We start from the raw sequence: 6,344 nt of genomic DNA on the forward strand, positions 1-6,344 counted from the left end.
ACACCCAGCACGATCAAAATCATCGTTCCTAAGAACTCTCCTAAAAAGCCGCTCATTTTAGTCATCTCCTTTAATCTTCAAAGGCGCCAGCTGGCTTTCAAGTTCAGCCAAGCCAACGCCGGCCTGCAAGAGCGAAGCCGCCACATAAGAGCCTTCGATCAAGGCCACGTCATAAACGCGGACCTTTTTCTCGGCAAACTCCCCAGCCATGTCCAGATTCATTCTAGCACTGCCCAGGTCGTAAAAAGCCAGCAGCTCATCAGCAGCATTTTCTTCAATTGCCTGCCCAATTTTTTCCATACTTGTCCCAATATCGCCGTCATCAGTACCACCAGCAAAGGTGATCGGCACGTCAGCCGCTACCTGCTTGAGCAGTTTTGGCAAACCAGCCGCGATTTCTGGCACATGGGACACGATCAAAATACCATAAGTCATCTTAAGCCTCCGCTTCCAGCAAGGCCGTAAAGAGGTAGCCGCTAGACACTGAACCTGGGTCCAAGTGGCCAATTGACCGCTCACCTAAGTAAGATGCCCGCCCCTTTTTGGCTTGCATCGGCTTAGTGCTTTCAACTGCCTCTTGAATGAGGTCGTCAGTTAAGTTGCCCTTGGCTAAAGCCGGTACGACCGCTGACCAAACATCGACCATGGTCTTATCGCCAGGTTCAGCACCGCCCCGCTTCTTGATTCCCAAAAGGGCTGCTTCTGTCAATTTCGCCAGGTCAGTTTCACTGGCGCTCAGCTTGGCCATTTCCAAGAAGGCAGTCCCGTAGAGGGGGCCTGAAGCCCCGCCGACCTTGCTGATAAGAGACATCGCTACCAGCTTTAAGGCAGAGGTCAAATCAGCCGGCTTTTTAGTCTGCAAGGCTTCTTCAACCGCGGCCATCCCTCTGGCCATGTTATTGCCGTGGTCCCCGTCGCCAATCGGAGTGTCCAGGTCACTTAAGTAAGCCTTGTTGGCTTCGATTTTTTCCGCAAAAATTGCCATCCACTTGTCTAAAAGTTCTGTCGTCAGTTCCATTTTTTGCTCCCCCTTACCAAGCGATCGTCTCAACTGGGTAGTTCAAGTAGTCCAGCCACTTGTCATCGGCGATTTCCATCACCGTCAAGGAAATCCCGGCCATATCGATAGAGGTCATGTAGTTGCCAGCCTTGGTGAAGACAGGTTTAATGCCCTTAGTGTCCAGCCAGTCCAAGACATCCTTGCTGAAAATGTATTGTTCCATGAGTGGAGTTGCCCCCATCCCGTTAACCAAAACGGCGTACTTCTTGTCAGCAGACAATTTCAAGCTTTCATCGATCTTGCTGAGCAGTTCTTGGGCCAGGTCTTTGGATGGCTTGATCTTTTCTCTGCGGTAGCCTGGTTCGCTGTGAATCCCGACCCCGTATTCAATCTCGTCGTCAGCTAAAACGAAGCCTGGCTTGCCAACTTCTGGAACCGTAGCTGCTGACAAGGCAACACCAATCGTGTTGATGTGTGGCAATACTGCCTTGGCTAATTCTTCAATCTCATCCAGGCTGGCACCTTGATCAGCAGCCGCACCTAAGATCTTGTGCATAAAGACGGTCCCGGCCACCCCGCGCCGGCCTTGAGTGTAAAGGCTGTTTTCCACGGCGATGTCGTCGTCAACCACGATAGAGCGGACTTCGATGTCGTCCATAGCGGCCAAATCCTTGGCCATGTCAAAGTTCATCACGTCACCAGAATAGTTCTTGACGATCAAGAAGACGCCCTTGCCTTGGTCAGCTGCCTTAATGGCTTCGTAGATCTGGTCTGGAGTCGGGGAAGTAAAGACTTGCCCGCAAACAGCCGCAGTCAGCATCCCTTTGCCAACATAACCAGCGTGAGCTGGTTCATGGCCGCTGCCACCGCCGCTGACCAGACCAACCTTGCCGGTCATTGAGTCCTTGTCGCTGCGGACTAAGGCAGTTGTGCCAGGAATCCGTTCAACGTATTGCGGGTACATTCCGGCTAAGCCAGTTACCATTTCTTCAACAACATTGCTTGGGTCATTAATGATCTTTTTCATCGGAAAAACCTCCTTACTTCTTCCAACTTGTTTAATCACATCATATATTGTAAGCGTTATCTTTTCAACGGACAATTTTCAGAACTTGTCCGGTCAAGCGGCTTAATCACTACTCCCGTCTACTTCCGTGCTTAAATTCCAGCAAGACCCGGTTGCCAAGCAGATATAAAATCACAAAGTAACCGGGGATGGCCCAGAGGGCTGACCAAAAGACCGTCGCTCCTGGCCCTAGTCCCTTAGCTAAAGCAGCTTGGCAAACCAAGTAAACATAGAGGCAGCCGAGCAGGCTGCTGGCCAGCTTTTTCCCGCTGGGCAAGAGGCGGGCTGACTTTTTCGCCAAAAAGTAACAAGCCAGACAAGTCACCAGGTCGGCAAGTAAGGTTGCTAGCGCCGCCCCCGCCTCCTTAAAGGCCGGGATCAGCAGGAAGTTCAAGCAAATATTGACTACAGAAGCGATGCTGATTGCCAGCAAAGCCGCCTTCTCCTGCCTAGCCGGAACTAAAACCGCCGCCATGTAAAACCAAGCCAAAAGTGAGAAGACCAAGGCCAATCCCAGAAGCTTCATGGCCCCCGCGGCTGGCGCGAAATCTAAGTCCGCGGTTAAAATGACAACCTCCTCGCCTAAGGCAAACAAGGCGCAGGCAGCCGGCAAGGCCAGCGTCACTAACAAATCCGCAATCTGCCGGGCCAATTTTTGAAAAAGCACTCCGCCCTTTTGCCCATATAAGCAAGCCAGACGCGGCACGGTAACAATGATGACAGCACCTAACAATTGCTTAAGCAGGGCCGTGACCTTGCTGGCCACTGAGTAAAGGCCCACATAATAGTCGCTGGTCATCACACCCATCTGGGCTACATCCGCGCTTACATAAAGCAGGTTGACCAGAGCGTTGGCGAATAAGACGAGGATAGGCAGGAGGTGCTTTTGCCAAGAAAAATGCCAGGTCAAAGACCAGGTGCAGTACTTGCCCAGCCGCATAAAGTTGATCAAGTTGGCCCCCGCACTGCCCGCCACCGTAGTCCAAGCATATAACAATAGATCGCTTTCATCCTTGACATATGTCAAGAGCAGAATCAGAGACAAAACTTGAAAGCAAATGTTACGCAGAGCCAGGTAGCCGTATTCCTCATGAATCGCGTAGAGCCACTCGCAGCCCAAGGTCGTAAAAATAATGTTGGAACTTAGTGTCCAAATCAGCGGTCCATATTCTCTTAGCTTACTGGAAAAAAGCAGACAGGCCGCCAGACCCAAGTAAGCCAGCAAGGTCGAGGCCAGGTTGATGACCAGGACTTCCGAAGCAAAACGGGACAGCTCTTCCGGGTCATCCCGCTTTTTTGCCCCTTCCCTAACCCCATAGGCGTAGATGCCCAGGCCCGCCACTAGCGCCGCCCAGCTGACAATCGTGGCCGCGAAGTCGTACTGACCCAGTTGGTCAACCCGCAAGATCCTGGCCAAATAAGGGTAGGTCACCAGGGCACAGACTAAGCGGGTCCCCGTCTGCAGGCCGCTGGCCAAGGCGTTGCGGGACAGCGATTTCTTAGCTTTTTCCATCTGTCACCTCTCTCTATTTCTCTTGTTTTCTTTAGCTTTCCTTGTTACTTTTGCAAAAAATCACTGGTCAAGCCCAAAGCCACCGCCAGAAAGACTCCCGAGGCGCTGGTAAAAATCGGGTTGCCCAAAGAACTAATCAGGAAAAAGGCAATAATCCCCAAGGCTCCTGCCCGCGCTTGCCCTGGCGGCACCTTTTTCAAGCAGTAGGCAAACTGGGCAACTAGCCAGTACACATACAGGCAAGCACCAAAGAGGCCAAACTGGGCTAAGAGCATGGGCCAGAAGTTGTCGTTCATGGCAAAGCCCGTCTCCGGGGCCAAAGCATAGTCATGGTGAAAACCAAAGCGGACGTAAAGGGGGGAGTAGTGCTTAAAGGCCTGGTCTGACCCGTAAGTCGCCAAACCGCTGCCTAAAGGAAAGCAGTCCCGCAAAACAATCAAGGAATGCCGGAGCAATTTCGACCTGACCGTCTCGCTGAAAAAGTACTCCTTGACCTGGGGATAGCCCAGGCAAAAAGCCATGAAGGCCGCACTGACGCCTTTTCTCCAGGTCAGCTGGATTCCCTTTTTCTCAAAGTGCAGGCATAAAAGCAAGATCCCGCTGGCCCCGATTCCCCCAGCCCGCAAGGTCATGGCCACAGTTGCCAGGTACAAAAGGAGCCAGACCTTGCCACAGCTAAGTCCGCACTTATTTTCCCTGCCCTTTTTTCCGCTTTTTTCACCCAGCATGATCAGCACTAAAGAGACTAGCAGGACCTCGTTTAAGGCCGCCGGGTTCTCATAGATAAACTTATAAGACCGGATCCCATAGCGAAGGTCGTAGCTAAAGCCCAGGTCAACCGCCAGATTGACAATACCTCCTAGGAAAGCAATTAAAATAAAGCATTTGCTGGAAAAAAGCAGGTTGCTCACAATCGTCCTTTTTTCCCAAGGCCGGAGGACGCAGCTGACATAAAAGAGGACCGAGGGCAGCTTGACCAGTTTAAAGGCGTCGGTTAAAACCGGCATCCCGCTGATTAGCCCCGACATCCCGTTCGAGATTATCCCCAGGCTTTCCACAAGGGCCAGGGCAAAGCCGGCTTTTAACAAAAGCCCCGCTTTTCCCTTGCTCAGACTTTTGGTCATTAGCGCACAAACGATCCCGATCAGGCAAAAAACGGCCAAAATTTCATCCTGGCTGTCGACCAAAGGGATGGGAAAAAGTTGATTCAAGCAGGCAAAACACAGCATCTGCCCGCTTAAGTAGAGGGTGACCAGGTTCTGCCGGCGCAAGCGGACTACCATACTAGCGCTTAAGGACGTACTTACGATACCGCCGGCTCCAAATGAAGGTCCAATAAGCCAGCTTCACCCGGGCTTCGCCCTTTAGGCTGAAGCCGTTATAGCGCTTGATCTCCCCCATGGTCACATTAAAGCCCGGCTCTTTAGCATAGAATCCGTCCTTACCAATAAAGTAAGAATCGCTCTGGTAAAAATTCTGCCGCATCCGCCTTTTCGGAAAATGCAGGTAGGCCAGCTCCTCATAGTTCATTTTCCCGCCGGCAAAGTAGGCTCGGTAAACCCGGCCTTTTTCATAAAAGAAGACCTGGCGGGCGCTGTTCAGCTTTTTCTTCTCCCGCCCCTGCAAGTACGACTTGGTCCGCCGCATCTGCTCGCGCCAAGAGTAGATGTCGGCGAAGTCCCGCTTTAAACAGCACTTGGCGCCGAGTTTTGTAAACTTTTTCTGAATCCCTTCCACCTCGTCAAAAACGCAGGGCAGGTCTGTCTGGAAAACTTCCCGGTAATTCAGCCCGCCCTTGGCCACGAAGCGGAGGTTGTTGGCCAAAGTATTGCGGAAGACCGTCAGATGGCCATGTTGGTAGACCTTGTCGTATTTTTCCAGCAATTTCTCCGGCAAAAATTTCTCCAAGTCCCCCATAACCTGGTCCAAATCGCAGTGGCCCCAATAGCGGTAGTCCTTGAGCCAGTCGGACAGAAGCCAGCCAAAGGCCGGCCGGTAGTCGCAGATTTTGTAGGGCGAGTGCAGCCGGATCTGAAAGCCCAGCTTCTTTTGGAACTTTTCCCGCAAGTCCGCCAAAGTCAGGTACTTGACCTGGAGATTGGCCGGGGGATTTTTGACCAGCTGGTCGGTGGCCAGAATAAAGTCAGTTGCCGGATTTTCCTTAACCGATCTGAAGAACAAATCCGCGTAGGCCGGCAAAGGCCCAAAGTAACAAATCACTAAGGCCAGTTTCTTCTTTTTAGCCATTTTTGCCTCCTTTCACGACTTGGGCATAATAGGTCCCTTTTTGCAAAAACATCCCCGGCGGAAACTTGTAAGACAGCTTATGGATGCTAGTTTGGTCTTTAATCGCCTGCCAAAAATCCGGTTCATACTGGTCAAACAAGCGCAGGCCTAACAAATGCGGGGCCCCGCTGTCCACAGGGATTACCTTCGCGAAGTCTTTTGGACAGGCCTCAGCCGCCAGCTGGAAAAAGATGTGGAAAATATAGTAGTCAAGCAACTTGTCATGCCTTCTCCAGTAAGCATAGAGCAGGTCCCGGGTGATCAAAAGCAGCCTGTTTCTTTTCGGGGCAACCAAGAGCCAGTTGGACATGGGAATGGCTTGCCCGTCCCTGCCCGGCTTGACGATCTGGTAGGCAAAGAGGCGGTTTTTAAACAGAAAATCCGGCAAGTCCCCGCTGTAAAAAACGGTCGCGTCGGTCCAGATGCCTCCGTAATTGATCAAGAGCTCCAGCCGGATCAAGTCGGCCAAATGCGCGCCA

General features: G+C 51.9%; 7 protein-coding genes. All 7 read right to left on the reverse strand.

The genetic code is table 11. The features are described from left to right. Positions 1 to 57: 57 nt before the first annotated feature. The gene (gene dhaM, locus ACI32D_RS07400; protein ID WP_016396231.1) at positions 58 to 435 is read right to left on the reverse strand and encodes a dihydroxyacetone kinase phosphoryl donor subunit DhaM; all 378 of its coding nucleotides are present in this window, start codon (positions 433 to 435) and stop codon (positions 58 to 60) included. A 1-nt stretch (position 436) separates the two neighbouring features. Next, positions 437 to 1,018: a dihydroxyacetone kinase subunit DhaL gene (gene dhaL, locus ACI32D_RS07405; RefSeq protein WP_439775943.1), complete on the reverse strand. Its 582-nt coding sequence runs from the start codon at positions 1,016 to 1,018 to the stop codon at positions 437 to 439. 13 nt (positions 1,019 to 1,031) lie between these two features. Then, positions 1,032 to 2,027, reverse strand: coding sequence for a dihydroxyacetone kinase subunit DhaK (gene dhaK, locus ACI32D_RS07410; protein WP_439775944.1), 996 nt, complete (start codon positions 2,025 to 2,027; stop codon positions 1,032 to 1,034). Between the two features lie 109 nt (positions 2,028 to 2,136). Next, complete coding sequence (locus tag ACI32D_RS07415) at positions 2,137 to 3,579, reverse strand: oligosaccharide flippase family protein (protein WP_439775945.1); 1,443 nt, start codon at positions 3,577 to 3,579, stop codon at positions 2,137 to 2,139. Between the two features lie 44 nt (positions 3,580 to 3,623). Further along, positions 3,624 to 4,862 carry a polymerase gene (locus tag ACI32D_RS07420; RefSeq protein ID WP_439775946.1) on the reverse strand — a complete coding sequence of 413 codons (1,239 nt, stop codon included), beginning with the start codon at positions 4,860 to 4,862 and terminating at the stop codon, positions 3,624 to 3,626. 1 nt (position 4,863) lies between these two features. Next, positions 4,864 to 5,826, reverse strand: coding sequence for a DUF6625 family protein (locus ACI32D_RS07425; RefSeq protein ID WP_439775947.1), 963 nt, complete (start codon positions 5,824 to 5,826; stop codon positions 4,864 to 4,866). Further along, a partial coding sequence (locus tag ACI32D_RS07430) for a capsular polysaccharide synthesis protein (protein ID WP_439775948.1) occupies positions 5,819 to 6,344 on the reverse strand: 526 nt, incomplete at its 5' end. The genes ACI32D_RS07430 and ACI32D_RS07425, both read right to left, overlap by 8 nt.

The organism is Lactobacillus sp. (assembly GCF_051873315.1).
In the GTDB taxonomy this organism is placed as follows: Bacteria; Bacillota; Bacilli; order Lactobacillales; family Lactobacillaceae; genus Lactobacillus.